Source organism: Micromonospora sp. WMMD723 (genome assembly GCF_049863385.1).
Taxonomy (GTDB): domain Bacteria; phylum Actinomycetota; class Actinomycetes; order Mycobacteriales; family Micromonosporaceae; genus Micromonospora; species Micromonospora wenchangensis.
The window spans coordinates 4,233,653-4,259,780 of sequence record NZ_JBMKNR010000001.1 but is presented as its reverse complement, the minus strand read 5'-3'; the positions used below and the strand labels follow the sequence as shown (position 1 = coordinate 4,259,780).

Genomic DNA, 26,128 nt, shown 5'->3' with positions numbered 1-26,128 from the left:
CGGCGTCGGGTCGCTCAGCAGGCGCGGACCCAGGCGGTGCTGACCCACCCGTTGGTGTCGCCCGAGGTGTCCCAGAGCGAGACGTGGTAGCGGCCGTTGGCCTCCTGCGCCGCGTACATCACGTTGTTGTGGCCGATCTGGTGCGGCCACCGCGTCGTCGACGAGGTGCTGTCGACGAAGAAGGAGAGGGAGGCGGCGTTGGAGCACTTGCGGTACTGGTAGTAACCGGCCTGGGCGGCGGTGCCGGGCACCGCGGCCGCGACGAGGCCGGCGACGGCAGCGCCCGCCACGAGGGTAGCCGCGCGTGATTTGAGCCGATTCATCCTACCTCCAGATTGCGACCTGTCGATTGACCCGGCCGACCATACACACGTGGTGATCTCACGGCAACGCCATGTGTCCGGACCTGGGCGGCAGCGCCGGAGCGGGGCGAAGGGGACGCTTGGTTGAGCGCGAGGGGATCTCGCACAGTAGGTTGAGCGGGTGAGCGGACGGTTCCCGATCGAAGACGTCTCCCCTGTCGTCGCCTGCGGTCGCTACCCGGCCAAGGCGGTGGTCGACGAGCTGGTGCCGGTGTCGGCCCGCGCCTACCGGGAGGGGCACGACGCGCTCGGCTGCAACGTGGTCTGGCACGGCCCCGACGGCGCGACCCGCCCGTTCACCCGGATGCGGCCGGGCGAGCCGGGGCAGGACCGCTGGCACGCCACCATCCGGCCGGACGCCGTCGGCGAGTGGTCGTTCACCGTCGAGGCGTTCCAGGACCCGTACCTGACCTGGCACAACGCGGTGACCAAGAAGGTCGCCGCCGGGCAGGGCGCGGCCGAACTGGCCAACGACCTGGCCGAGGGCGTGCGGGTGCTGACCGCCGCCCTGGACCTCGTACCGGCCGACGCGACCGGGCGGGTCACGGCGGCGGTGAAGGCGCTGGGCGACGAGCAGGCCGAGCTGGCCCGCCGGGTCGCCCCGGCCCTCGACCTGGCCGACCTGCTCTGGGCCCACCCGGTGCGGGAACTGGTCACCACCGGCACCCCGCACCTGCTCTGGGTCGACCGCCCCCGGGCGCTCTTCTCCGCCTGGTACGAGTTCTTCCCCCGCTCCGAGGGCGCGATCCCGGCCACCGTCGACGCCCCGGCCCGCTCGGGCACCTTCGTCACCGCGATGGACCGGCTGCCCGGGGTCGCGGCGATGGGCTTCGACGTGCTCTACCTGCCGCCGATCCACCCCATCGGCCGGGTCAACCGCAAGGGCCGCAACAACGCGCTGACCGCCGGCCCCGACGACGTCGGCTCACCGTGGGCGATCGGCGCGGCCGAGGGCGGCCACGACGCCATCCACCCCGACCTGGGTACGCCTGAAGACTTCCGCGACTTCGTCGCCGCCGCCGCCGAGCAGGGGCTGGAGGTGGCGATGGACCTGGCGTTGCAGTGCGCCCCCGACCACCCCTGGGTGACCGAGCACCCGGAGTGGTTCACCACCCGCGCCGACGGCAGCATCGCGTACGCGGAGAACCCGCCGAAGAAGTACCAGGACATCTACCCGGTCAACTTCGACAACGACCCCGAGGGCATCCGGGCCGAGGTGCTGCGGGTGGTGCGCCACTGGATCGGCGAGGGCGTCCGGATCTTCCGGGTGGACAACCCGCACACCAAGCCGTTCGACTTCTGGCACTGGCTGATCGCCGAGGTCAAGCGCACCGACCCGGACGTGCTGTTCCTGGCCGAGGCGTTCACCCGGCCGGCGATCATGCACGGGCTCGGCAAGATCGGCTTCACCCAGTCGTACACCTACTTCACCTGGCGGACGACGGCCGCCGAGATGCGGGAGTACTGCGAGGAGCTGGTCGCCTCGGTCGACTGGATGCGGCCCAACTTCTGGCCCAACACCCCGGACATCCTGCACGAGTCGTTGCAGCACGGCGGACCGCCGATGTTCAAGATCCGGGCGGTGCTCGCCGCGCTGCTCAGCCCGTCCTGGGGGATCTACGCCGGGTTCGAGCTGTTCGAGCACGTCGCCCGCCCCGGGGCCGAGGAATACCTCGACAACGAGAAGTACGAGCTGCGTCCCCGCGACTGGGCCGGCGCGCAGGCACACGGCCGCTCGCTCGCCCCGTTCGTCGCCACCCTCAACCGGGTGCGCCGCAAGCACCCGGCCCTGCACCAGCTGCGCAACCTGGTCTTCCACGACATCGACAACCCGGCACTGCTCTGCTGGTCCAAGCACGACCCGGACACCGGCGACACGGTCATCGTGGTCTGCTCGTTCGACTCGCACACGGTGCAGTGGGGCAACACGACGCTGGACATGCCGGCGCTCGGCTTCGACTGGCACGAACGGTTCACCGTGCACGACGAGCTGACCGGGGCCGGCTACGAGTGGGGCCAGCGCAACGCGGTCCGGCTCGACCCGTACCTGCAACCCGCGCACGTGCTGACGGTCCGCCGCCCGCCGACGCCGCCGGCCGAGATTCCGGCCGGCGCGGAACCGGTCGGGTTGACCGTGACGGAGGTGCCCGCCGAACTCTCCGGCGGCACCGCGCCGACCACCCCCGCCCCGGAGGCCGACCAGCCGACCGGCCCCGCCGCGACCGACCTCCCCGCACCCGGCCCCGCCAGGACCCGCCGCGCCAGGGCCGGCGGCACCAGGACCGGCCGTGCCCCGCACGGCAGCACCCCGACCGACCCCGCCTCGAAGGACGACCGATGGACCAGCTGATCGCCGGCGCGACGCACGACCCGCACGCCCTGCTCGGCGCGCACCCCGCCGACGGGTGGACCACGATCCGCACCCTGCGGCGGGGCGCCGGTGACGTGGCGCTGCTCGTCGGCGACGACCGGCACCCGATGAAGCGGGTGCACGACGTCGGCGTCTTCGAGGCCCGCGTCGAGGGCAGCGTGCTCGACTACCGGGTCGACGTCGACGGGTGGGTCACCGACGACCCGTACCGTCACCCGCCGACCCTCGGCGAGCTGGACCTGCACCTGATCGGCGAGGGCCGGCACGAGCGGCTCTGGGAGGCGCTCGGCGCGCAGGTCCGCGACGGCGGCGTCGCCTTCGCGGTGTGGGCCCCGAACGCCGGTGGGGTGCGCGTGGTCGGCGACTTCACCGGCTGGGGTCCCGACGACGGCTGGCCGATGCGCAGCCTCGGGTCCAGCGGCGTCTGGGAGATCTTCGTGCCCGGCGCACCGGAGGGCGCCCGCTACAAGTACCGCGTCCTCGGTGCCGACGGGCGGTGGCGGGACAAGGCCGACCCGATGGCCGCGTACGCGGAGGTGCCGCCGGCCACCGCCTCGGTGGTGCACCGGTCCCGCTACGAGTGGACCGACGCGCAGTGGCTGCAGCGGCGGGCCCGCCGGCAGCCGCACCGGGAACCGATGAGCGTGTACGAGGTGCACCTCGGCTCGTGGCGGCCCGGCCTCGGCTACCGGGAACTGGCCGACCAGCTCACCGCGTACGTCACCGAGATGGGCTTCACGCACGTGGAGTTCCTGCCGGTGATGGAGCATCCGTTCGGCGGCTCCTGGGGCTACCAGGTCACCGGCTACTTCGCGCCCACCTCCCGGTTCGGCGACCCGGACGACTTCCGGTACCTGGTGGACCGGCTGCACGCCGCCGGCATCGGGGTGCTGCTGGACTGGGTGCCCGCGCACTTCCCCAAGGACGAGTGGGCCCTCGCACGCTTCGACGGCACCCCGCTCTACGAGCACCCCGACCCGCGTCGCGGCGAGCACCCCGACTGGGGCACGTACGTCTTCGACTTCGGCCGCCGCGAGGTCCGCAACTTCCTGGTCGCCAACGCGCTCTACTGGTGCGACGAGTTCCACGTCGACGGCCTGCGGGTCGACGCGGTCGCCTCGATGCTCTACCTGGACTACTCCCGCCCCGACGGGCAGTGGCTGCCCAACCAGCACGGCGGTCGGGAGAACCTGGAGGCGATCGCCTTCATGCAGGAGGTCAACGCCACCGTCTACAAGCACCACGCCGGGGTGGTGATGATCGCCGAGGAGTCCACCGCTTGGCCCGGGGTCACCCGGTCCACCGCCGACGGCGGGCTCGGCTTCGGTTTCAAGTGGAACATGGGCTGGATGCACGACACCCTGCTCTACACCGCGAAGGACCCGATCTACCGGCAGCACCACCACCATCAGCTCACCTTCTCGCTGGCGTACGCCTGGAGCGAGAACTACGTGCTGCCGATCAGCCACGACGAGGTGGTGCACGGCAAGGGGTCGCTGGCCGGCAAGATGCCCGGCGACACCTGGCAGCGGCTGGCCAACGTACGGGCGCTGCTGGCGTACATGTGGGCGCACCCGGGCAAGCAGTTGCTCTTCATGGGCTGCGAGCTGGGCGACGACCGGGAGTGGAGCGAGGAACGCGGCCTCGACTGGTATCTCCTGCACGATCCGGCGCGGGCCGGGGTGCAGCGGCTGGTCGCCGACCTCAACGCCGCCTACCGGGGCACCCCGGCGCTGTGGGCGCAGGACACCGACCCGGCCGGGTTCCGCTGGATCGCCGGTGACGACGTCGCCAACAACACGGTCTCCTTCGTCCGGATCGCCCCGGACGGCGCGACCCTGGTCTGCGTGGCGAACTTCTCGGCGAGCCCGCTGGAGGACTACCGGGTCGGCCTGCCGGCCGCCGGCACCTGGACCGAGGTGATCAACACCGACGCCCACCACTACGGCGGGTCCGGGGTGGGCAACCTCGGCGCGGTACACGCCCAGGACGTCCCCTGGCACGGCCTGCCCGCCTCGGTGTCACTGCGGGTGCCCCCGCTCGGCGTGCTCTGGCTGCGCCGCGACTGAACCGACCGCACGGGACGCCGGTCGGGCCGGTGGTCAGACCAGGCCGGCGTCGCGGAGCAGCTTCCACAGGCCGGCCCCGTCGGGGGCGGAGAGCCACTTCTGCCCCACCGGCCCCGCCGAGGACGGCCGGTCGTTCGGCACGGGCAGGCTACCGGCGAGCACCGACTGGGTCGGGGAGAGCCGGCGGATCGCCACCCCGGCGACGTTCTCCGGGTGGGCGGCGGCGAACTCCCGGTAGATCTCCTGGTCGTGCTGGCCGTCGTCGCCGATCAGCAGCCAGCGCACGTCGGGGAACTCGGTGGCCAGCCGGGCCAGGGTGGCCCGCTTGTGTTCCCGCCCGCTGCGGAACCAGCGGTCGGCCGTCGGCCCCCAGTCGGTGAGCAGCAGCGGGCCGGCCGGGTAGAGGTGCCGGGACAGGAACCGGGTCAGCGTCGGCGCGACGTTCCACGCGCCGGTCGACAGGTAGAACACCGGGCTGCCCGGGTGGGCGGTGACCAGGCGTTCGTAGAGCACCGCCATGCCGGGCACCGCCGTACGGGCGTGCTCGTCGAGGACGAAGGTGTTCCAGGCGGCCAGCATGGGCCGGGGCAGCGCGGTCACCATGACCGTGTCGTCGATGTCGGAGAGGATGCCCAGGCGCACCTCCGGGTCGATCACCCGGACCAGCGCCTCGACCGGTTCGGCGTCGGCGACCCGCAGCCGCACCGATGCCCAGCCGGGCGTGAAGTCGGCCTTGACCACGGTGTCGACGAAGCCGCTGCGGTCGGCCTGGGCGGTGTGCACGCTGCCACCCGCCTCGATGGTGACCTCGACGTGCTTGGCGGGCAGGGTGGCGAAGCTGCGCCAGCCACGGACCTTCTCCAGCCGCCCCTGCCGCCGGTCGGGGCGGCTGAGCAGCACCCGGCACAGCACCCGAGCCCAGCCGGGGGCGCCGTAACCGGCGTACGCGACGATGTTGGGCTGCCACCCGGTGCGCCGCAGCCGGCGCTCCACCAGCTGGTGCAGGGCGTCCTCGATCCGCGCGGCCCGGTGCAGGGTGGGTACGGCCAGCTGGCTCGCGGTGGTGGAGGGCACGGTGCAACCCTGCCACAGGTGTCCGGAAGCGGCCAGGCGAGCGCCCTGGTAGTCGGCCGGCGACACCGGCAACACGCCGGGCCGACGACCAGGGTGGGAGCGGGAGCGGCCCGAGCGCCGTCCGGCCGGGACGCCGACCCCGGCCCGTACGCTGTGCCGGTGCTAATCCTGCTGCCGCCCTCCGAGGGCAAGGCTGACGCCGGCACCGGTCGTCGGCTCGACCTGACCCGGCTCTGCCTGCCCGAGCTGACCCCGGCCCGCGAGGAGGTGCTGGGCGCGCTGATGACGCTCTGTGCCACCGGCGGGTCCGACGCCGCCGCGGACGCCGCCCTGGCCGCCCTCGGGTTGACCGCCGGGCAGCGGGGCGAGCTGGCCCGCAACGCCCGGCTGGACCGGGCCGCCACCGCACCCGCCGGGCAGGTCTACACCGGGGTGCTCTACGAGGCGCTCGGCCTGGCCACCCTGCCGCCCGGGGCGCTGCGGACGGCCCGCCGCACCGTGCTGGTCAGCTCGGGCCTGTGGGGCGCGGTCCGACTCGCCGACCGGATCCCGCCGTACCGGTGCCCGATCGGGGCGCGGTTGCCGGGGGTGGGGGCGCTGTCGGCGTACTGGCGGCGGGTGCTGTCACCGGTGCTGACGGCGGCGGCCGGCAGCGGCCCGGTGCTGGACCTGCGCTCCGCCGCCTACGCGGCGACCTGGACGCCGCCGGCGGAGCTGGCCGGTCGGACGGTCACCGTGCGGGTGCTGCACGAGCGCCGGCCGGGCGAACGCACGGTGGTCAGTCACTTCAACAAGGCCACCAAGGGGCGGTTGGTCCGTGACCTGCTGCTGGCCGGGGCCCGGCCGCGGACCGCGACCGCGTTGATCGGCGCGTTGCGTGACCTGAAGTATCCGGTCGAGGAGCAGCCGGTGAGGGCGGGGCGGCCCCGGCAGATCGACGTGGTGGTGACCGAACTCTAGGAACGCAAGATTTCCTCAAATCCGGTGCCGATGGCTGGAGGCGGGCCGACCGGCAGGCGACCGTTAGGGGAATCCCCCGTCGAGAAGGAGCGGTCCGATGACCTCCGAACCCCGCCTGCTCGACCGGCCACGCCTCCCGTCGTCCCCACCCCCGCTGGACTGGCTGACCCTGGCCGACGCGTTCGAGGTGGCCTGCCTGGTGCGCTGCACCCCGGCACCGACGGCCCGCCCGCACGCCCCCACGCCGCCGCAGCGGGGGGCCGTGGAGTTCAACCGGGAGGACGCCGCGCTGCGGATGCGGCAACTGCTCGCCCGGCTCGACGTCCCCGTCGAGCACGAGGTGGTCACCGGTGGCCTGCGGCGTCGGTACGAGCTGCACCGGTTGCACGTGCCGGCGGATCACCGCGCCGGGTTCACGCTGCTGCGGGAGACGGGCTGGCGGCAGGGACGCCGGGAACTGCTCGGGCCGGCCGTCGGGTCCTCCACCCCGAGGGCCGCCTGGCGGACCCGGCTCGCCTCGGCCGCCTGGCGTTCTGCCCTGCTGGCCGGCGGCCGGCACGTCCGGCGACACATCCTCGGCATCCGGCTGGCCGACCGGGAACTCGCCGCCGTGCTGATCCGCTCGGCGGCGCTGCTGGAGGTGCCGGCGCTGCTGCGCCCGGGGGCCGGCTGCCTGGTGGTGAGCGTCGCGGACGGACCGGACCGGCTGCGGATCATGGAACGGGCCGCGTTGGCGCCCGCCCGGACCCCCACCCTGGTCTGACACCGGCCACCACAGCGCGCACCGATCCGGCGGTCACCGGCGGCCCGAGCTTGCGCCGGAGCCGGTGACGGCGCAGAGTGCACCGCGTGAGCCGTAGCCGGACCGGGCGCGGCCGGCGGTCCGCCTCCGCCGGCGGGGCGCTGCTGATGCTGCTGGTCGTGATCCTCGGCGGGCTGGCCGCCTGCCAGGAATCCCCCGACGAGCCGATCCCGATCCGGATCGCCACCGGCAGCCCGACCGCCGTCTACCACGCCTTCGGCCAGTCGCTGGCCACCGTCCTCAACCGCGAGCTGCCCGGCGTCCGGGCCAGCGTGGTGGTCACCGCCGCCTCCGCCGAGAACGTCCGGCTGGTCGGCTCCGGCGCCGCCGAACTGGGCTTCACCCAGGCCGACGTGCTCGACACCAGCCCGACCGCCCCGCCGAGGGTGCTCGCCGTGGCCCGCGTCTACGACGACCTGCTGCACCTGGTCACCACGGCCGGTGGACCGATCCGTGACCTCGCGGACCTGCGCGGGCGACGGGTCTCGGTGGGGGCCGCCGGCTCCGGCACCGAGGTCACCGTGACCCGGCTGCTGGAGGTGGCCCGGCTCGGCGGGGACCAGGTCCGCCAGGAACACCTCGGGCTGGACGACTCGGTGGCGGCGTTGCGCGCCGGCCGGATCGACGCCTTCTTCTTCTCCGGTGGCCTGCCGGTACGCGGGGTGAAGGCGCTGGCCGACGCCACCTCGATCCGGCTGGTGAACCTCGGCGAGTGGACCGAGCCGCTGCGCCGCGCCTACCGGGAGGTTTACGTCTCCCGGGACGTCCCCCGTTCGGTGTACGGGGTGGACCCGGTCACCACCGTCGCCAACCCCAACTACCTGATCGTCCGGGCGGACCTGCCCGAGCCCCTGGTGCGCGAGGTGACCCGGCTGCTGATGGAACGCCGGTCGGAGCTGGCCGCCGCCCACCCGGCGGCCGGTCGGATGAGTCCCCGCTCGGCGATCGCCACCACGCCGTTGCCGCTGCACCCGGGCGCGGCCGACTGGTACCGGTCCGCCAAACCCTGACCGCTCAGCCCGACCCGGCGGGCAGGGCGGGGGCACCGGCCTCCGACGGAGGGTCGGTGTCGGACGGGCCGGGGAACCACAGCTCGGCGACCAGCCCCCGTGGCTGCCCCGGGTGCATGGTGAGCCGGCCGTCGGAGGCGTCCACCAGCACCGCCACGATCGTCAGGCCGAGGCCGGCGCCCTCGATGTTCTGCGCGTCCGGGGCCCGCCAGAACCGCTCGGTGGCCTGGTCGAGCTGGCCCGAGGTCATCCCCGGCCCGGTGTCGCGCACCTCCAGCGCGGTGCCCCCGTCGGCGTGCCGGACCGCGACGGTCACCTCACCGCCGTCGCCGCTGAACTTGATCGCGTTGTCGATCAGCGCGTCCAACGCCTGGTCGACTGCGGTCGGCACGGTCCGGGCGTAGGCCGGACCGGAGGCCACCAGGCGCAACGTGACCGACCGGTGCCGGGCCAACGGCTCCCACGCGGCGACCCGGGACGCGGCCACCGCCGCCGCGTCCACGGTGACCCGTTCGTTCTGCTCCCGCTCGGCGCGGGCCAGGGTGAGCAGCCCGTCGAGGACCAGCGCCAACCGGTCGGTCTCCTCCAGGGCGAGCCGGTGCTCGGCCCGGCCGTCCTGGTCGACCACGCTCGGCCCCAGCTCCTCCACCCGCAGGCGCAGCGCGGTCAGCGGATTGCGCAACTGGTGGCTGGCGTGCGCGACGAAGGCCCGCTGCCGGTCCATCACGTCGGCGACCACCGCCGCCATGTGGTTGAAGTTGGCCGCCAGCCGGCGCAGCTCCGGCGGCCCCCACCGGTCCTGCACCCGGGCGCCCCGGTCCCCCTCGGCGATCTCATGGGTCACCGCGTCCAGCTCGGTCACCGGGCGCAAGACCCAGCCGGCCAGCCCGAACGCGGTGGAGACGCAGGCCAGCACGGCGAGCAGTCCGATCCCGGCGAGCAGCAGCCACCACGCGGTCACCGTGCGGCGCACCTTCGCCACCGGCGTGGCGGTGACCACCGCGCCGAGCACCTCACCGCCGTCGTTGATCGGCACCGCCACCACCAGCGGACCGTCCACCCACGGCCACACCGAGTCCGGCCCGTTGAACTGCTGCCCGGCCAGGGCGGTGTCCAGGGCCGCCCGGGTGTCCCGGCCGGTGCGCCAACTCGTCGACACCACCAGCGCCCGGCCGTCCCGGTCGACGACGGCGGCCCCGATGCCGTAGAGCTGGTCGTAGCTGACGAGTTCACCGGTCAGCGGTCCGGACCCGCCGCCGCGCAGCGCCGGCCCGGCCAGCGAGGCGAACCGGGTGGCATCGGCGAGCCGGTCGGCGCGGACCCGGTCGGTCTCCCGGGACGCCAGGGTCGCCGCGAGCGGCGTCTCCAACGCCAGGAGCACCAGCACCATCAGCAGCAGGTAGCTGATCACCAGTCGACGCCGCACCGGCTGCCCCTCACTCGCCCCGGAGCCGGTAGCCGACCCCGCGAACGGTCTCCACCAGCCGGGGGTCGCCGAGCTTGCCGCGCAGCGAACCGACGTGCACCTCGACGGTGTGCCGGTCGGCCCAGGTGGTGCCCCAGACGTCGAGCAGGATGCGGTCCCGGGGCACCGCCGTGCCGGGCTGACGGGCCAGCGAGAGCAGGATGTCGAACTCCTTACGGGTCAGCGCCACCGGCTGACCGGCGACGGCGACCGTCCGGGCGGCCACGTCGATCCGGACCGACCCGACCTCGATCAGGTCCCGGGCCGGCGCGGCGTGCGCCGCCCGCCGCAGCACCGCCTCGATCCGGGCCTGCAGCTCCACCATCGAGAACGGCTTCACCACGTAGTCGTCGGCACCGAGCCGCAGGCCGAGCACCCGGTCGCGTTCCTCGCCCCGGGCGGTGACCGCGATGATGCCGAGCTGGCTGCTGCGCCGCCGCAACTCCCGGCACACCTCCGTGCCGTCCCCGTCGGGCAGGGTGAGATCGAGCAGGACCAGGTCGCAGGGGGCGGCGGAGAGCGCGGCGGCGACGGTGGCGGCGTGCTCGACCTCGTATCCGCGTCGGGTCAGCGCCGAGGCGAGGGCGGCGGCCACCCGTCGGTCGTCCTCGACCAGCAGGATGCGCACCGGTGGCCCCCATTCGTCGTACGGATGTCGAGCGAATGGTGGCAGAAGCACCGGCGTGGGGGAAACGGTGGGCGGCCCCGCGCAGGACGACGGCGTGCCGCCGCCACCGCCGGGGGAAACGACGCGGGACCCGGGGCGTCGTCGCCCGGGTCCCGCAGAGTGGTCGGTCAGCGGCAGAGCCGGGCGATCTCCTCCTGGAACCGGTCCATCGGGTTGGCCTCGGCCGGGCCGAGCAGGTAGGTCTTCAGCTCCCGCCGGGCATCGGTCATCGGGTCGTCGCCGGCCCGGGTCACCGCGACGATCTTCTCCAGCTCGCCGCAGTCCCGGGAGAGCAGGTACGCCCCCCGGGAGGTGGGGAACTCGCGCCGGAACTCGTCCTCCGGCAGCCCGCTCGGGTTGGCCACCACGTACGGCCGCTGGCTCTGCACGAAGTCGGACACCACGCTGGAGATGTCGCTGATCAGCAGGTCGGTCTGGTTGAAGCAGTCGAACAGGGCGGGGACCCGGCCGGTGACCACCCGGTGCCCGGGGCCGTCGAGCGAACCGGAGTCGGGGTCACCGCCGGCGGCCCGGATCAGCGACACCAGCCGCTCGTGCACCGCCCGGGCCTCCTTGGAACGGGAGCCGGTCAGTGGGTGCGGCTTGTAGACCAGGCGCACCTGCGGCGAGGCGAGCACCCCCCGGACGATCCGCTCCCCCATCAGCACCAGCGAGGTGTGGTAGGGGTCGTCGTCGAGCCAGCCCTCCCAGGTGGGGGCGTACAGGACGGTGAACGGCCGGTCCGGGGCGGTCCCGCCGAAGGTGTGCACCCCGGCGAGCTGCGGCCGGCCGATCTCCACGATGTCCTCGTCGCGGACGCCGACCGCGGCCCGCGCGTACCGCTCCCGGCCGGCCAGGCCGGCGACCCACACCTCGTCGTACACCTTGCTGTACGGGTTGACGCTGGCCTGCTTGTCGCTGTCGCCGTGGCCGACGAACACGTGCTTCATGCCCGGCTCGCGCAGCATGTGGATGTTCGCGCCGACGTTGGCCGCGTAGAGGGCGGCCCGCACGGTGCCCAGTTCGAGGTTCATGAAGTCCGGGCCGGTCGGCACGCAGATCACCGGCAGTCGGGTGTCGGCCAGCTCGAAGAACGCCTCCCTGCTGCGCATCAGCACGACCGCCCGCTGGTGCAGCGCCTCGGTCGGGGCCAGCCACATGTTCGCCTGGTAGACGTCCTTGGCGGGGCCGGCGAAGTAGAGCGCGACCTCGGGGCGGTAGGCGTCGATCCAGCGCTGGAGCACCGGCAGCACCGGGCTCTTGCCGGTGCCCCTCCCCCGCAGCCAGGTCACCGCGACGACCGCGCCGACCAGGGCGGCGAGCCCGGCGGCCAGCGCGGCGACCACCAGCATGACGGTGACGTCGGTACGGGCCGCCGCGACCACGGCGGCCGGGATCAGCAGCACGTTGAGCACCGCGAGCGGGACGCCGGCCAGGGCGGCGACCCACCCGGGCGGGCGGGGGGCCGACCGGATCGGCCCCAGCTCGATGTTGCGGACCAGCGCGGAGACCGGGTTCCGCCGGTCGATCATGGTGTTCAGGGCGCCCGAGAAGACGGCGGTCACCCAGACCGCCGCCGGCAGCACCAGCAGCCAGGTCAGCTCGACCCCGGTGAGCGGGACCGTGGCGGCGACCAGCAGCACGCTGGCCAGGTCGCGGCTGAGCTGCCGGTAGCCCCGGTTGAGGCCGACCTTCTCCAGCAGCACCTCCGAGGGAGGCGACCACCGGGTGACGGCGAACTCGCCGACGACGGCCGCCAACCCGGCCACGGCGAACAGGGCCACCCATCCGAAGCCGCCCGCGACGAGCATGACCAGGTAGGACAGCACCAGCAGCGCGCCTCGGGCGGCGGTGCCGGTGCGTTCCAGTAACGAGCCGAACAAGGGGGACGCTCCCTACGAGATCGATGACGGGCGGGGCCCGGCGGCCGGCGGCCTCGTCGTACGACGGGCGTGACCGCACCACCGCGGCCGACCGGAGGTCGGCCTGCGGGTGACTGCGACTTTAACGCGAGAGGACGTCCCGGCCTCGCTCGGGTATCCAGGTCCATTTCGGTCAGACGAGTCGATACCCGGCGGACAGCACGGAGCGACCGCCGCTCAGCCCGCCCGCCCGTAGCAGGTCGTCGCGCCCGGCCCACGCCGCGAGGCGAACTCGGTGAAGCCCAGCTCGACGGCCGTCTCCCGGGCGTACCGGTTGCCGTTGTAGACGCAGATGGTGCCCACGCCGAGTCGCTCCACGGCGGCGGCGACCTGCACCCGCTCGGGTTTCTCTCGCCCGTCGGCGAAGTGGGCCAGCAGCAGCCGGTCCTTGGCGAAATCGGAGTTCAGGTCGTATTCGACCAGGTAGAAGTCGCGGGGCAGGACGACCCGGACCCGGCTGGTGACGATCAGTGAGGTTCGCATGATCGTCGAGGGGGCGAGCACCAGGCCGTCCGGCCGGTCCTGCCCGGCGATCCAGAACGCGATCTGCTGCCGCTGCTGGGGCAGCTTCCAGGTGGGGCGGGTGTGCGTCTCCACCCAGCTGTCCGGTGACCACATCGGGGTGGCCCAGACGGCGAACGAGGTGACCATCGCGGCGGCGACCAGCCCGCCGACCGCGCCGCGCAGCAGCCGCGACGGCGACGGGACGCGCACCGTGCAGAGCAGACCGATCAGGGTCGGCAGGGCGAGCAGCCACGGCACCCGCCAGAGCACCACGGAGATGCCGGTCAGCGCGCCGAGCGTCTCCAGCACGCCGGGCACCAGCAGCACGCTCATCACCAGGGCGGCGCCGGCGGCCAGCAGCGCCGGGGTGCGGCGGCGGGCCAGCAGCGGCCCGCACCACAGCGCCAGGCCGCTGATCACCCCGACGATCCCGACCAGCAGCGTGCGCCGGTAGGTGTACTCGGCGTCGAAGAAGGCGTCGTCCGCGCCGGCGGCGTCCATGCCGCCCAGCACGAGCCGGGACACCACGATCGCCCCCACCGGGTACGCCACGGCGGCGAGCCCGCCGACCACCGCGTCCCGCCACCGGCCGACCAGCAGCATGGCCAGCCCGGCCGCGCCGACCAGCATCGGCAGGATGATCGCCGAGGTGGTGGTGAGCCCGGCCGCGGTGACCGAGAGGGCGAACACGAGCAGCAGCGAACGGCGGGACCGGGTGTCGAACCACTCGGTGAGGTAGAGCCACATCAGCGGGATGACCGCCGAGACGAACATCCCCTTGCCCTCGTAGAGGCGGGGCAGGTGGAAGGTGCCGAGCGCGGCGTCCGAACCGGCCACCAGGTAGAGGTAGGTCACCGCGACACTGAACGCGAGCACCGGCCGGCGCGGGGCCCACCGGTGGGTGAGCCGCCACAGCGCCAGGACGGCCAGCACCGCCATCACCGGCAGCGCGAGGTACCAGGTGGCGGACGCCCCGTGGATGCCGAGCACGTGCGCGAGCGCGCCGTCGAACACCTCGATCGACGGGGTGGGCGGCAGCGAGCCCATCGCCGGGGCGACGTTCTCGGTGAACAGGAAGTCGTTGGTGGGCACCAGGTCACGCTCGGCCACCCAGACCGTCTTGCCGACGTAGTAGACGTCGTCCGGGGTGTTGCGGGCCAGGTAGAGCGAGGAGATCGCCGTCCCGACCGAGATCAGCAGCGCGAACCCGGACTGGCCGGCGGTGGGGACGGGCGGCGCGGGTGGGTCCGCGTCGTCGGCCCGCCACGCCCGCCGGGTGAGCAGCATGACCCCGATGCCAGCGACCGCGCCGGCGGCGGCCGGGACCCACCAGGAGAGCACGTCGCCGGCCGGGGTGCCGGCGAGGCCTGCGGTGACGGCGGCGACCACCCCGGCGGCGACCACGGGCAGCAGCCAGCGGCGCGGCTGGCCCGTCCCGCCCGCCGGGACGGGGTCGGAAGCCGCGGGTGCCCCGGCGGCGTCGGGAGCCGCACCCGCCGGGGCGGGGACGCGGGCCCGGCGCAGGGCGCGCACCCCGACCAGGGCGGTGACCAGGGCGCAGCCGACCAGCCAGATCAGGAACGTCACCGACGGGCGCAGCCCGAACAGGAAGGACGCGTGGTAAAGCACCGTCCACAGCGCGAAGCCCAGCACGGCCGCGTCGGTGATGACGGCCGGGGCGGCGGCGAGCGCCGACCGCAACCGGTGCACGGGCCGCGGTCGTCCGGCGGCCGGCCCGGTGGGGGGTGGTGCGACGGGCGGAGACGCGACGGCAACGGGGTCGGCGTTCGGCACGGGTCGTCCTTGTCGTCGTGCGGGCACGGTACGCGAGAGTCGTGCGGCCGGCGGGCGGCGGACGGTCGCCCGGCTCCGGTCCGGAAAGCAGGGTAACCGCAACCACCGCCGGTCGATGGCCGTTGGGCGGCGTGGCGGTGTCCCGGAGGTGGCCGGATGGGGGCCGGTCAACCGGACACCGGTGCCTCCCGCTGGCGGGGCACCGTGCCGTTCGCGGTCAACCCGGCCGCCACCGACTCCACCAGCAGATCCAGGTAGCTCGGAGTGAGCGGGGTCCGCGCGATGGCCAGCCGCCAGTACAGCGGGCCGACGATCAGGTCGACGGCCGCGTCGGCGTCGGTGTCGGTGGGCAGTTCGCCGCGTTGCACCGCCAGGCCGATCAACCGGCCGCCGATCTCCTGCTGCTTGGCCCGCAGGAGCTGCTGGAGGGTGGCGTCGATGGTCGGGTTGCGGGCCGCCTCGGCGAGCAGGTCGGGGATGATCTGCGAGGCCAGCGGGTGGCTGAGCGCGTGGGCGATCACCTGGAACAGCAGCGTCAGGTCGCCGCGTAGGCTGCCGGTGTCCAGCGCCGGCAGTTTGTTGCCGGCGGCGGCCACCACGGTCTCGATCACCAGGTCGAGCTTCGAGTTCCACCGCCGGTAGATCGCGGTCTTGCTCACCCCGGCCCGGCGGGCCACCGCCTCGATGGAGAGCCGCCCGTATCCGACCGCGGCGAGTTCCTGCATCAGGGCACGGCGGATGGCTCTGGTGATGTCGCCCCGCAGCACTGCGGCACCGGCCGGCGTACGCCTCTTGTCGCTGGTCATCGGGGACTCTTCGCACCTGTCACGGGGGCCAATGTAGCGCAACGACGGTACGGTTGCGTCCCGACGTGTTTTGGACTACCGTCCACGCAGCGACGAGGCTGCCCCGGCACCGCGCCGACCCACGGATCCCCATCGTCGCGCGCATCCCGTTGGTACGAAAGATCGGAGCGCCCTTCCCATGGCCACCACCGCGCTGGTCGACCCCGAAACGGGCCTGACCCAGGCGCAGCTGGCCGCTCGGCACGGACTACGGGTCGCCGGCGAGCGCCCCTCCCTGACCGAGTACAGCCGCAGACTGTGGGCCTACCGGCACTTCACCGCCGCGTACGCCAACGCCAAACTGGTCGCTTCGTACAGCAACGCCAAGCTGGGCCAGATCTGGCAGGTGCTCACCCCGCTGACCAACGCCGCCGTCTACTACCTGATCTTCGGCGTGGTGCTCGGGCAGAACACCATCCCGAACTTCATCGCGTACCTGACCACCGGGTTGTTCATCTTCAACTTCACCCAGAGCGCGGTGCTGGCCGGCACCCAGTCGATCAGCGGCAACCTGGGGCTGATCCGGGCGCTGCACTTCCCCCGGGCCTGCCTGCCGCTGGCCGCCACGCTCACCCAGTTCCAGCAGCTGCTGGCCTCGATGATCGTGCTGCTCGGCATCGTCCTGGTGACCGGCGAGCCGATCACCCTGGCCTGGCTGATGCTGCCCCCGGCGCTGCTGCTGCAGGCGCTGTTCAACGCCGGGATCGTGATGGTGGTCGCCCGGATGGGCTCCAAGGCCAGCGACCTCAAGCAGGTCATGCCGTTCATCCTGCGCACCTGGATGTACGGCTCCGGCGTGCTCTACAGCGTCAAGCTGTTCGACCGGCTGCCCGAGTGGGCCGCGACGATCATCCAGTTCAACCCGATCCTGGTCTACATCGAGCTGGCCCGGTACGCCCTGCTGGAGCAGGCGCCGCTGCTCAACGAGTCGGTGACCCAACTCTGGCTGGTGGCGGTCGGCTGGGCGGTGCTGGGCGGCATCGCCGGGTACGTCTACTTCTGGCGCGGCGAACAGGAGTACGGCCGTGGATGACCGGTACGAGACGTCCAACGACGTCACCGTGACACTGCCCCGGATCGTCGAGCGGATCCCCACCGTGGTGGTCGACGACGCGCACGTGATCTACCGGGTGCACAAGGGCGCCGGGGGCGGGACCACACCGGTGGCCGCGCTACGCCGGCTGGTCAAGCGCTCCTCCGCGCCCAACATCCAGGAGGTGCACGCGGTCAAGGGGGTGTCGTTCACCGCCTACCGGGGTGAGGCGATCGGCCTGATCGGCAGCAACGGCTCCGGCAAGTCGACCCTGCTGCGCACCATCGCCGGGCTGCTCCCGGTCAACCGGGGCGCGGTCTACACCCAGGGCCAGCCCTCCCTGCTCGGGGTGAACGCCGCCCTGCTCAACGACCTCTCGGGTGAGCGCAACGTCACGCTGGGCTGCCTGGCGATGGGCATGCAGCCCGACGACGTGGCCCGGATGACCCCGGAGATCATCGAGTTCTCCGGGATCAACCAGCGCGGTGACTTCGCCAGCCTGCCGATGCGGACGTACTCCTCGGGCATGGCGGCCCGGCTGCGGTTCTCCATCGCCGCCGCCAAGAAGCACGACGTGCTGCTGATCGACGAGGCGCTCGCCACCGGCGACAAGGGCTTCCGCAAGCGCAGCGAGCAGCGGGTGCGGGAACTGCGCGAGGGGGCCGGCACGGTCTTCCTGGTCAGCCACCAGCTCTCCTCGGTGCGGGACACCTGCGAACGGACGATCTGGTTGGAGTCGGGGCTGATCCGGATGGACGGGCCCACCGACGAGGTGATCCGGGCGTACGAGGCATTCGCCAACGGCAAGTAGTATTCCGGGCGCGCGTGCCGCATCGATCCGACGCCCGACGGACCGCGTCGTCCCGTTGGGGCGGCGCGGTCCGCGCGTTAAGGTTCATCCCGTCGCCACGCTGGCGCAATCTTCCGTTCAGGGTGACCCCCGGGACGCGTGCAGACATCCCCCGAGAGTGAGGATCGGCAATGACGCAGGACCACACCACTGGCCCGGACGCCACACCGGAGACCCCGGCGCCGTGGCGGCCCTCCCGGACGGTGGCGGTGGTGCTGGCCGGAGGCACCGGGACCAGGCTGGGCCTGGGCATCCCGAAGCAGTTGCTGAAGATCGCCGGCAAGCCGATCATCGAGCACACCCTGGCCGTCTTCGAGGCCGCCCCGGAGATCGACGAGATCATCGTGCTGATGGCCACCGGGCACGTCGCCGAGGCGCAGCAGATCGTCGACAAGGCCGGCTTCCGCAAGGTCAGCAAGGTGATCGAGGGCGGCGAGACCCGCAACGCCACCACCCGGATCGCGCTGGACGCGGTCGGCGACGGTGACGTCAACATCCTCTTCCACGACGCGGTCCGCCCGCTGGTCAGCGCCCGGATCGTCCGCGAGTGCGTGAACGCGCTGTGGAGCTACTCGGCCGTCGACGTGGCCATCCCGTCGGCCGACACGATCATCCAGGTCGACGAGGACGAGTGCATCACCGACATCCCGGTCCGGTCCCGGCTGCGCCGGGGGCAGACCCCGCAGGCGTTCCGCTCGGGCACCATCCGGGAGGCGTACCGGCGGGCCGAGGGCGACCCGGACTTCGCCGCCACCGACGACTGCGGCGTGGTGCTGCGCTACCTGCCCGGCACCCCGATCAAGGTGATCGACGGCTCGGACGAGAACATCAAGGTCACCCACCCGGTCGACGTGCACCTCGCCGACAAGCTGTTCCAGCTCGCCGCCGCCCAGGCCCCCCGGCTGTCGCACCGCAGCTACACCGAGGAGCTGGCCGGGCGCACGATCGTCATCTTCGGCGGCAGCTACGGCATCGGGCACGACCTCGCCGAGTTGGCCCGCGGCTACGGCGCGCAGGTCTTCCCGTTCAGCCGCTCCAGCACTGGCACCCACGTCGAGCAGACCGGCGACGTCGAGGCCGCGCTGAAGACCGCCTTCGAGGCCACCGGCCGGATCGACCACGTGGTGGTCACCGCCGGCATCCTGGAGAAGGGCGCGCTGGCCGAGATGGACGAGGAGACCATGGACCGGGTGCTCCAGGTCAACTTCGTCGGGCCGGTGATCGCCGCCCGGCAGTCGCTGCCGTACCTGCAGCAGACCAAGGGGCAGCTGCTGCTCTACACGTCCAGCTCGTACACCCGGGGCCGGGCCCAGTACGCGCTCTACTCGTCGACGAAGGCGGCGCTGGTCAACCTGACCCAGGCGCTGTCCGACGAGTGGGCCGAGTACGGCGTCCGGGTCAACTGCATCAACCCGGAGCGCACCGCCACCCCGATGCGCACCAAGGCGTTCGGCGAGGAGCCGGAGCACACCCTGCTGGCCGCCGAGACGGTCGCCCAGTCCTCGCTCGACGTGCTGATCTCCGACCTCACCGGCCAGGTGATCGACGTCCGGCGGGCCCCCGGCGAGGCGGCCCCGGTGCCCGCCCAGCCGACCGCGGCCGAGCAGGACCGGCTGCCCAGCGGCGTCGACGCCGGCTGACCCGACCCCCGGAGACGTACGACATGCGTGGTGACCTGGTCAGGAAACTGATCGCACGGTGCCTGACCACCGGCCTGGCCGTCCTCGCCTTCCTGGTGGTGGCGCTCACCGGCGCGACCGGCTGGGGCCTGGCCCTGGCGGTGGCCGCGCTGGCCGCCGCCGGCTACGAACGCCGGGTCCGCCCCGACGCCGACATCGTCGCCGAGACGGTGCTGCTGGCCGCCGGCATCCTGGTCGGCCACGCCCGCCGGCTCGACGACGGGTTCGACCCGGTGCTGGCGCTCACCGCGCTGGTGCTGCTGGGCCTGGTGCTGCTGGTGGGGCCGCTGCGCGACGCCGGCAACCTGGAGATCCGGGCGGCGAACCTGCCGGTGCGGGCGTGGACCCCGCTGGTCGCCGCCCGCCTCGACGGCATCCTGCTGGGGCTGCTCGCGGTGGTGGCGGTGGCCGCCGCGTTCGCGCTGCCCGCCGTGGTCGCGTTGGCCGTCGTGCTGGTGGTCGCGGCCGGCTGCGGCGCGGTCGGCCTGGACCTGGCCCGGCGGCGGTTCCGGCCGTCCGGCGGGGGCGGCCCGGTGACCCGGGCGCTGCGCGCGCACCAGCCGGAGTTCCTGCTCTACTTCTCCGCCCCGCCCGGCTCGGAGTACCAGGTCACCATGTGGCTGCCCTACCTGGAGCGGCTCGGCCGGCCGTTCCTGGTGCTGCTGCGGGAGCCGGAGTTCCTGCCCACGATCGCCGCCGCGACGAGCGCCCCGGTGGTCTACTGCCCCACCCTCAAGGCGATGGACGAGGCGCTGGTGCCCAGCCTGCGGGTGGCGTTCTACGTCAACCACGGGGCGAAGAACAGCCACTGCATCCGGTTCACCCAGCTCACCCACGTGCAACTGCACCACGGCGACAGCGACAAGGCCCCCAGCGCCAACCCGGTCTCGGCCATCTTCGACAAGATCTTCGTGGCCGGTCCGGCGGCGATCGAGCGGTACGCGCGGGCCGGCGTGGAGATCCCCGCCGAGAAGTTCGTCGTGGTCGGCCGCCCCCAGGTCGAAGCCATCGAGGTACGCGGGGAGGCCCGCCCGTCGGCCGCCCCGACCGTGCTCTACACCCCCACCTGGACCGGCCACCACGCCGACGCCAACTACTGCTCGTTGCCGGTGGCCGAGCCACTGCTGCGCCGGCTGCTCGACCGGGGGGCCACGGTGATCCTGCGGGCCCACCCGTACACCGGGCAGAACCCGGCCTCGGCCCGGCAGCTGGCCCGGCTCACCGAGCTGCTCGCCGCCGACCGGACCCGTACGGGCCGGCAGCACCTGTGGGGTGCGGCGGCCAGCCGCGAGCTGAGCCTGACCGACTGCGTCAACCGCTCCGACGCGCTGGTCTCCGACGTCTCCGGGGTCATCTCCGACTACCTCTACTCGGGCAAGCCGTACGCGGTGACCGACCTGGGCGTCGACGGCGACGAGTTCCTGGACCGGTTCCCGCTGGCCCGCTCCGGTTACGTGCTGCGCCGGGACATGGCCAACCTCGACGAGGTGCTGACCGGCCTGCTGGACACCGACCCGCTGGCGGCGGCCCGGTGGGACACCCGCCGCCGCTACCTGGGCGACTTCCCCGCCGACGGGTACGCCGACGGTTTCCTCGACGCCGCCCGCCGGGAGTTGGAGCCGGGCTGGACCCCGCCGACGCCCCGGACCGCCCCGGTCCTCTCCCCCCGGGCCTGAGCCGGCGGTGCCCGACGCCTATCGGGGCGGTGTCGCGGTATCCGAGTCCGCTGACATCGCTGTATCGGCCCCATGACGAGCACCGCCCCGGCCACCCGTGGTCGGGGCGGCCGGGGCGGGTGGGGTGGGTCGGTCAGGCGGAGTAGCCCCGGGTGGCGATCCAGTTCGCCAGGGTGGTCACGCTGACCCAGTAGGCCGGCAGCGACGGGTCGGCCGAGTCGGCGATCCGCACGGTGCGGCCGTTGTCCCGGTAGCCCACGGCGGCGACGTAGTGGCCGCCGGGGAAGGAGTGCCAGCCGCCGTCGAGGTCGGTGGCGTCCCCGGCCACGTTCGCGACCACGGCCCGCCGGTCGGTGACCGCCGCGACCACGTCGGCCCGCAGCCGCTCGATCTGCGCGTCACTCGGGGTCCCGGCGAACATCCGGGTCCGGTACGGGTCCCCCTTGACCACGGCGTTGAGTACCCGGGTGGTGTCCTCGGCCGAGTTGGTGCCCATCTCGGTGGTGCCCAACTGGGCGGCGAGGGCGTCCTGGCCGCGCTCGATGCCGGCGGCGCTGAGCGCGTTGCGTACCGCCGCCGGGCCGCAGTAGTAGTAGGTGATCTGGGCCTGGTAGTCGTAGCGCAGGACCTTCGACGACGGGGGCTTCGGGGTCGCCCTGCGGGTCAGGTCCGGGTCGGCGGTGGCGCGGGCCTTGGCCCGGGTGACCCGCGGCGACGGGGTGGGGCTCGCCGACGGGCTGGTCGAGGGGGTGGCCGACGGGCCGGCCGGGGCGGGGACGGCGACCCGGGCCTGGGCGCGGCTGGCGACGTCGTCGAGGCGGGGGGCGGTCTCGGCAACGGCGGTGGCGTGCTGGTCGGTCGGGGCGTCGTCGACCCCGGCGGCCAGGGCGGTGCCGCCGGCGGCCAGGACGAGGACCGCCGCCGAGCCGACGACCATCCGGTACGGGCGCTGGGCGCCCAGCCGGCGGAGCTGACGCTTCATGTGGTGCTTCACGGGGTGTTCCTCCACGGGGCGAGGCGGCCGGGCACGCCGGACCGGCACGCGGCGGGTACGCCACGCGCGGATCGGGTGTTCGGACGCTCGTTCGGCAGGGACCGCCCGACGGGAGCCGGACGGATCGGCGGGTCGCCCGACCGGGGTCGGGCGGCGGGGTGGACGGCCGGGTCAGCGCGTCAGGCGCGACGGTCCGGCGGCACCCCGGCACCGAGGTGGAGGAACCACCGAGGGGTGGGGTCATGCTGCACGAGGATGAAACTCCTTCCGCTGCCGCCGACCGGGTTAGCTGACGGATTCGGGCGGGAAGATCGCCCTACCCCGGGCCGTGGCCCGGAGATTCACCCCAGGTGGTGCGTGTGGGTCCCCGGTTCGTGCCGTGCACGATTGAGCGGGTCGGCGCGGCGTCGCCTCCTGCGATCGGAAACCGCACCGGACCGCAGCGACACTACTGGCCGCCCTTCCCTCCCGCCAAGCCCCGTGACCTGCGTAAACATCGCCGGGTCGGCCGATTTGCGGGGCAGTCGGGCAGCGGGGGTGCGGGCCGGGGACGAATGGCCGTCGGGGCTCGACAGGGCCGTGACCGGACAGCCGACCCGCAACCTCCGATGATCATCGGAGTCGATGTGACCGGGTGTGACGGGGTGTCCGGTTCCGCCGGGACGTGACCGCACCCACACCGGCCTGGATAACAATTCGGTCCCCGGGACCCCCGGTCCCCCGGTCTCCCCGGTCCCCCGGTCCCCCGGTCCGCGCGGCCCCGGGCAGGACCACCGCCCGCAACGGGACCGCAGGGGCGGGGGCACGGCATCCGCAACGGGGCCGAGGTCGTGGGGTCAACGCGGCACGGACACCGCCATCTGCGCGTCGTTGTGTCGATCACCCCGGGCCGGACCGGACCGGACCGGGCCAGGCCAGGCCGGACCGGGCCAGGCCAGGCCGGACCGGGCCAGGCCAGGCCAGGCCGGACCGGGCCAGGCCAGGCCAGGCCGGACCGGGCCAGGCCAGGCCAGGCCGGACCGGGCCAGGCCAGGCCGGACCGGGCCAGGCCAGGCCGGACCGGGCCAGGCCAGGCCGGACCGGACCTCGTCCGGTCCGGGAGCGGTGGTCCCGGGGCGGTCAGCCGACCCGGGCCGGGTGCCAGCGGGTGGCTTGCGTGAGGCGGGTCGCCGCCGACGTCGCGGTACGGGGCCGCGGGACCCGGCCCGGCCGCACCCGCTGCGTCGCCGCGTACGCCTCGGCGGCCAGGGAACGGGCGGCCTCGGCGGCCAGCTCGGCGTCCCGCCACGCGACGCTCTCCCGCCAGGCCGCCGCCCGGTACGCCGCACGCCGGTCCTCCCGGACCGCCCGGGCCAGCATCACCTCGTGCTCGACGGGGTGCCGGCGCGGGTCCCAGCCGTCGCGGTGCGCGAAGACGTCCCGCAGCCGCTCCACCGACAACTCGCCCCGCCAGTGCGCCGCCACCGCCTCCTGGTGCAGCCACCGCTCCCGGCCCGCGTACTCGGCGGGTGTCCGGGGGGTACGCGGGCTGGGCAGCGCCCCCGCGCCGAGGAACCGGCGGGCGGCCGTCTCGGCCTCGTCGTACGCCTGCCAGGCCCGTTCCAGGGTGTCCTGGGCGGCCAGCCAGGCGGTCCGGTGCCGGCGGGCGGTCTGGGCGGCCCCGGCGGCGGCGACGGCCACCTCCTCGGCGTAACGCCGCAGGTCGGCGACCGGGGGCGGGGCGTCCGGCGGCGGCGCGACGGGGGTCACCTCGGTCGCCTGGTCCCGCTCGGGGCGGGCGACCAGGACGGCGAGGCCGGTCAGCGCGAGGACGAGCAGCAGGGACCAGATCGCGGTGGCGGTCGGCACCCCGATCAGGAACTGGGACAGCACGGTGTTCACGGGTCGACACCTCGCGGGCGGATGTGGCGGGTCGGGGCCGTACCGGGGCGGGACCGTTGCGGGCAACGTCCGCCCGGGGTGGTACGGGGACGAGGTCGTGGTGGTGGCGGGCGGCCCCCGCTGGGGCGGGTTCAGCCTGCCGGGGGTGCCCGGGGCCCGGCGGTGGCGGGCACCCGACCGCCAGGTGTCACCAGGGTGGCGGCCGGAAGCTCCCGTGCCGGACCGGCCGGTGCGGCGGTCACGCCGGCGTCGACCCGCTCGGTCGCCAGCACGTCGGCCCGCTCGGTCGCCCGGCCGTCGGAGCGGACGCCGTCGCCCCGGCCGAACGGGGTGTCGAAGGCGACGGCGGCGGGGAAGGAGTGCGCCGCGTCGGCCGACAGGGCGCCCGGGACCGGGTCGAACAGTGCGGGGCCGACCGGGGCGGGGCCGGCGGCGGCGAACGCGAGTGCGACGGCGAGGCCGGCGAGCAGCCGGGACATCCCGCGCGCGACCCACCACAGGGGACTGGTGGGCGCGACCGGGAACACGTGACCACGCTACCGAAGGGGTCACCGACCCGCAGCACCGCCGGGCGTGTCGCCGCGCCGAGCAGGCGGAGGAGCAGGTCACCCGGGGCCTGGGCCCGCACAGCCGGTTGGTGTCCATGATGGGGCGACGCATCGCGGCCGACGGAACACGTCCACGCCGACGCCCGGCCGGAGCAGGGGGCACCGGGAGGATGTGGTCCGATCCCGCCATCCCGGTGCCGGAACAGGGCGGTGTCCCGACTGCGGCGCGTCCTCGCCGGCGGCGGGAACGGAGGGAACCGGGCCGGGTGGGCGGGTCAGCGCGGGTCGCGCGGCCCGGCGTACTCGACGGGACGGCCGTCGCGCGGCCCGTCACCGGCCCCCCTCGGCCCCGGCACGACGCCGTCGCCGCGAGCGGAGGCAGCGCCGGGAGCAGCCGGGGTGTCGGAGGCGGCAACGCCAGGAGCAGCCGGGGTGTCAGAGGCGGCAACGCCGGGAGCAGCCGGGGTGTCAGAGGCGGCAACGCCGTCATCGGCGGCGGAGGTGACGGGAGCGGAGGTGGCGGCCGGCTTGCGGCGGCGGGGGGCGAGGCGGCGCATCATCGGCGTCTCGACGAAGCGGTGCAGCGCGGCGGCCAGCGCCAGGTTCGCCACCAGGAAGCCGAGCACGGCCAGCGGCCCCGACCAGCCGGACAGCCCGACGCCCCAGTGCCCGGTGAGCCGCAGGACGGTCATCATCACCAGCACGTGCACCAGGTAGAAGGCGAACGACACCTCACCGAGCCAGATCAGGCTGCGGTGCCGCCACGGTGACCAGCGGCCCTGCACGTCCGCGCGGGCCGCCGCCGGGATGACCAGGATGTACGCCACCGACAGCAGCGCCGCCCACATCTCGGCCGGGACCCAGTGCGCCGCCACCCAGACGGCCACGAACAGCAGGCTGGCCAGGGGCAGCCCCGGGCCCCGCCAGTGACCACGGCGCAGCAGCTCGGCAGCGGCGACACCCAGCCAGAACTCGGTGGAGCGGACCAGCGGGAAGACCTGGGTGAACCACCAGTTGGTGCCCTCGGGCAGCAGTTGCTGGCCGGGCCAGAGTGCCAGGATCACCAGCGGCACCGCCACCACCACGGCCCAGAGCGCGCCGGAGCGGGCCCGCCGGATCGCCGGCAGCGCCAGCGGCAGGCAGAGGTAGAAGAACAGCTCGCAGGACAGCGACCAGCTCACGTTGTTGATGCTGTAGAAGTAGCCGGGGGTCGGGTCCCACGCCTGGACGAGGAAGAGGTTCTCCAGGGCGGCACGCGGCACCACCGGGTCGGCGAACCACCACATCACCAGTAGCGCCGCCGCCCAGGTCAGCACGTGGTTGGGATAGATCTTGGCGAGCCGGCGACGCCAGAAGTCCCGCCGCCGGTCGCCGTCGCGGGCCGACCAGACCAGCACGAAGCCACTGAGGATGAAGAAGAACTGCACCCCGGACAGGCCCAGGGTGAACAGCCAGTCGACCACCGCCTTGGCGTCGGGCTGGGCGACGATCCGCATGGTGCCGACGTGGTAGCCGAAGACCAGCATGGCGGCGATCCACCGCAGCCCGGTCAGCGACGGGAGCCGGTTCAGCGCCGGGGACGCGGGGGTGGGCACGCTGGTCACCCGGGGCACCCTACCGGC

Annotated in this window: 20 protein-coding genes and 1 riboswitch; of the genes, 9 read left to right on the top strand and 11 right to left on the bottom strand. The window is 73.9% G+C overall.

Translation table 11 applies throughout. From position 1 onward, the window contains the following. Positions 1–14 precede the first annotated feature (14 nt). Positions 15–290, bottom strand: coding sequence for a hypothetical protein (locus ACN261_RS18785; RefSeq protein ID WP_425851308.1), 276 nt, complete (start codon positions 288–290; stop codon positions 15–17). Between the two features lie 193 nt (positions 291–483). Here ACN261_RS18785 and ACN261_RS18780 point away from each other — a divergent pair, with 193 nt between their 5' ends. Together ACN261_RS18780 and glgB are read left to right on the top strand one after the other, a co-directional pair. Then, on the top strand, positions 484–2,712 hold the full coding sequence (locus ACN261_RS18780; protein ID WP_425851306.1) for a maltotransferase domain-containing protein: 2,229 nt from the start codon (positions 484–486) through the stop codon (positions 2,710–2,712). After that, positions 2,700–4,802 carry a 1,4-alpha-glucan branching protein GlgB gene (glgB, locus tag ACN261_RS18775; protein WP_425851304.1) on the top strand — a complete coding sequence of 701 codons (2,103 nt, stop codon included), beginning with the start codon at positions 2,700–2,702 and terminating at the stop codon, positions 4,800–4,802. The genes ACN261_RS18780 and glgB overlap by 13 nt, the downstream gene beginning before the upstream one ends. Positions 4,803–4,835: 33 nt before the next feature. On the opposite strand, the gene ACN261_RS18770 is transcribed toward glgB, so the two are convergent. After that, positions 4,836–5,876, bottom strand: coding sequence for an App1 family protein (locus ACN261_RS18770; protein ID WP_357932909.1), 1,041 nt, complete (start codon positions 5,874–5,876; stop codon positions 4,836–4,838). 159 nt (positions 5,877–6,035) lie between these two features. Between ACN261_RS18770 and yaaA the strand changes: the two genes are divergently transcribed. The 3 genes from yaaA to ACN261_RS18755 all read left to right on the top strand — a co-directional run bounded on the left by yaaA (position 6,036) and on the right by ACN261_RS18755 (position 8,648). Further along, positions 6,036–6,836 (top strand): peroxide stress protein YaaA, encoded by an 801-nt coding sequence (yaaA, locus tag ACN261_RS18765; RefSeq protein WP_425851301.1) that lies wholly within the window; start codon positions 6,036–6,038, stop codon positions 6,834–6,836. A 97-nt stretch (positions 6,837–6,933) separates the two neighbouring features. Beyond that, positions 6,934–7,599: a hypothetical protein gene (locus ACN261_RS18760; RefSeq protein ID WP_425851300.1), complete on the top strand. Its 666-nt coding sequence runs from the start codon at positions 6,934–6,936 to the stop codon at positions 7,597–7,599. A gap of 86 nt (positions 7,600–7,685) precedes the next feature. Next, positions 7,686–8,648: a TAXI family TRAP transporter solute-binding subunit gene (locus ACN261_RS18755; protein ID WP_421486640.1), complete on the top strand. Its 963-nt coding sequence runs from the start codon at positions 7,686–7,688 to the stop codon at positions 8,646–8,648. Between the two features lie 4 nt (positions 8,649–8,652). Here ACN261_RS18755 and ACN261_RS18750 read toward each other — a convergent pair whose 3' ends face one another. The 5 genes from ACN261_RS18750 to ACN261_RS18730 form a co-directional block, all read right to left on the bottom strand. Next, positions 8,653–10,074, bottom strand: a complete 1,422-nt coding sequence (locus ACN261_RS18750) for an ATP-binding protein (RefSeq protein WP_425851297.1) — start codon at positions 10,072–10,074, stop codon at positions 8,653–8,655. Positions 10,075–10,084: 10 nt separating this feature from the next. Beyond that, positions 10,085–10,741, bottom strand: a complete 657-nt coding sequence (locus ACN261_RS18745) for a response regulator transcription factor (protein ID WP_204927976.1) — start codon at positions 10,739–10,741, stop codon at positions 10,085–10,087. A 167-nt stretch (positions 10,742–10,908) separates the two neighbouring features. Then, the gene (locus ACN261_RS18740) at positions 10,909–12,663 is read right to left on the bottom strand and encodes a CDP-glycerol glycerophosphotransferase family protein (protein WP_425851295.1); all 1,755 of its coding nucleotides are present in this window, start codon (positions 12,661–12,663) and stop codon (positions 10,909–10,911) included. Between the two features lie 216 nt (positions 12,664–12,879). Next, positions 12,880–14,916, bottom strand: a complete 2,037-nt coding sequence (locus ACN261_RS18735; protein ID WP_425851293.1) for a DUF6077 domain-containing protein — start codon at positions 14,914–14,916, stop codon at positions 12,880–12,882. Positions 14,917–15,167: 251 nt separating this feature from the next. Then, entirely contained in the window at positions 15,168–15,806 is a 639-nt protein-coding gene (locus ACN261_RS18730) for a TetR/AcrR family transcriptional regulator (protein ID WP_421486636.1), read from the bottom strand. A gap of 178 nt (positions 15,807–15,984) precedes the next feature. Between ACN261_RS18730 and ACN261_RS18725 the strand changes: the two genes are divergently transcribed. The 4 genes from ACN261_RS18725 to ACN261_RS18710 all read left to right on the top strand — a co-directional run bounded on the left by ACN261_RS18725 (position 15,985) and on the right by ACN261_RS18710 (position 21,083). After that, entirely contained in the window at positions 15,985–16,878 is an 894-nt protein-coding gene (locus ACN261_RS18725; RefSeq protein ID WP_421486635.1) for an ABC transporter permease, read from the top strand. Beyond that, complete coding sequence (locus tag ACN261_RS18720) at positions 16,871–17,689, top strand: ABC transporter ATP-binding protein (protein WP_088645414.1); 819 nt, start codon at positions 16,871–16,873, stop codon at positions 17,687–17,689. The genes ACN261_RS18725 and ACN261_RS18720 overlap by 8 nt, the downstream gene beginning before the upstream one ends. 170 nt (positions 17,690–17,859) lie before the next feature. Continuing rightward, entirely contained in the window at positions 17,860–19,368 is a 1,509-nt protein-coding gene (locus ACN261_RS18715) for a D-ribitol-5-phosphate cytidylyltransferase (RefSeq protein WP_425851290.1), read from the top strand. A gap of 23 nt (positions 19,369–19,391) precedes the next feature. Then, positions 19,392–21,083, top strand: coding sequence for a CDP-glycerol glycerophosphotransferase family protein (locus tag ACN261_RS18710; protein ID WP_425851289.1), 1,692 nt, complete (start codon positions 19,392–19,394; stop codon positions 21,081–21,083). A gap of 133 nt (positions 21,084–21,216) precedes the next feature. Here ACN261_RS18710 and ACN261_RS18705 read toward each other — a convergent pair whose 3' ends face one another. The 4 genes from ACN261_RS18705 to ACN261_RS18690 all read right to left on the bottom strand — a co-directional run bounded on the left by ACN261_RS18705 (position 21,217) and on the right by ACN261_RS18690 (position 26,110). Continuing rightward, positions 21,217–22,065 carry a C39 family peptidase gene (locus ACN261_RS18705; RefSeq protein WP_425853624.1) on the bottom strand — a complete coding sequence of 283 codons (849 nt, stop codon included), beginning with the start codon at positions 22,063–22,065 and terminating at the stop codon, positions 21,217–21,219. A gap of 271 nt (positions 22,066–22,336) precedes the next feature. Beyond that, positions 22,337–22,481, bottom strand: a riboswitch (cyclic di-AMP (ydaO/yuaA leader). A 715-nt stretch (positions 22,482–23,196) separates the two neighbouring features. After that, entirely contained in the window at positions 23,197–23,958 is a 762-nt protein-coding gene (locus ACN261_RS18700; protein WP_425851287.1) for a hypothetical protein, read from the bottom strand. Positions 23,959–24,089: 131 nt separating this feature from the next. Further along, positions 24,090–24,485, bottom strand: a complete 396-nt coding sequence (locus ACN261_RS18695; protein ID WP_425851285.1) for a hypothetical protein — start codon at positions 24,483–24,485, stop codon at positions 24,090–24,092. Between the two features lie 296 nt (positions 24,486–24,781). Continuing rightward, on the bottom strand, positions 24,782–26,110 hold the full coding sequence (locus tag ACN261_RS18690) for an acyltransferase family protein (RefSeq protein ID WP_425851283.1): 1,329 nt from the start codon (positions 26,108–26,110) through the stop codon (positions 24,782–24,784). Positions 26,111–26,128: the final 18 nt, after the last annotated feature.